General features: G+C 65.6%; 1 protein-coding gene and 1 pseudogene. Both read right to left on the bottom strand.

Annotation, left to right across the window (positions count from 1 at the left end; genetic code table 11):
* A partial coding sequence (locus EOA29_RS36530) for a 3-keto-5-aminohexanoate cleavage protein (protein WP_145970051.1) occupies positions 1–524 on the bottom strand: 524 nt, incomplete at its 3' end.
* 9 nt (positions 525–533) lie between these two features.
* Positions 534–1,388, bottom strand: a pseudogene (locus EOA29_RS36525) (aminotransferase class III-fold pyridoxal phosphate-dependent enzyme); the annotation flags it as partial.

The raw sequence follows: 1,388 nt of genomic DNA, 5'->3' as shown, positions 1-1,388 counted from the left end.
ACATCGTAGCATTCGAACTCGAAGCGCGTGCCGCAGCCTTTGCCGAGCTTGTCCAGGATCGACTCCATGTCGGCGAAGGTGTTCTTGAAGATCGTGTCGCGGGTGGCCTCGAGCAGCTTCGGCTCCCACTCGTGTTGCCATTCGCGCGGCCGGTCGAGCATCGGGAAAAGACCGAAATTCATCGAGCCCATATTGAGCGAGCACATTTCGGGCTGCGCCCGGAGCGGCGCCGCCAGCCGCTGGTCGAGCGTCATCAGCGAGGAGCCGCCGGTGGTGATGTTGATCACCGCATCGGTCGCCTGCTTGATGCGCGGCAGGAACTGCATGAACACGTCCGGATCGGCCGTCGGCCTGCCGTCCTTCGGGTCGCGGGCGTGCAGGTGCAGGATCGAGGCGCCGGCTTCGGCCGCGGCGATGGCGTCGGTCGCGATCTGGTCTGGCGTCACCGGCAGATGCGGCGACATCGACGGCGTGTGCACCGATCCGGTGACGGCGCAGGTGATGATGACTTTCCTGGGCGCCATTGTCGTCCCTCAGCCTTCCACCGGCAGGTCGAGTTCGGTGGCGAGCGCCGCAAGCGAGTCGCCGATGATGGCGATCATCTCGCCGATCTGCTCGCGCGTGATGATCATCGGCGGCGCCACCATGAAATTGTCGCCGTCGACGCCGCCCTTGACCCTGCGGCCATAGATGATCAGGCCGCGCGCATAGGCGAGGTCGAGCAGGCGCTGCGTCGCCTTGCGGGCGGGATCGATGGGCCTCAGCGTCTCCGGATCGGCGACCATTTCCACACCGAGGAGCAAGCCCTTGCCACGCACGTCGGCCATGAAGGGGAAGCGCTTTTGCAATTCCTTCAATTCGCCGATCAGCACGTCGCCCATGGCGGCAGCGTTGGCGATCAGATCGAGGCGGTCCATTTCGCCGAGCACCGCAAGCCCTGCCGCGCAGGCCAGCGGATTACCCGCATAGGTGTGGCCATGCTGGAAGCCGCCGGCAGCCAGCAGCGGCTCGACCAGGCGCATCGGAGCCGCCAGCGCGCCGAGCGGCGCATAGCCCGAGCCCAGCCCCTTTGACAGCGCGACGATGTCCGGCTTGCAGTTCCAGTGGTCACCGCCCAGGAATTTGCCGGTGCGGCCGGAGCCGCACATCACTTCGTCATGAATGAGAAGAATGCCGTAGCGGTCGCAGATTTCACGGATGCGCGGCTAGTAGCTGTCGGGCGCTACAAGGGCTGCCGTGGCTGCGCCGCCGATCGGCTCCATGATGAAGGCTAAAACGCTTTCCGGCCCTTCGGCGAGGATCTTCTCCTCGAGCATGTCGGCGTAGCGGATGCCGCGCTGTTCCATGGAAAGGTTGTCACGGTCGCGCCAGGCGGTCGGTGCGGGGAT

Origin of the sequence: Mesorhizobium sp. M1E.F.Ca.ET.063.01.1.1, from assembly GCF_003998155.1 — a bacterium.
GTDB lineage: Bacteria > Pseudomonadota > Alphaproteobacteria > Rhizobiales > Rhizobiaceae > Mesorhizobium.
The sequence above is the reverse complement of the archived record's forward strand: the minus strand, read 5'-3'. Positions and strand labels throughout refer to the sequence as shown.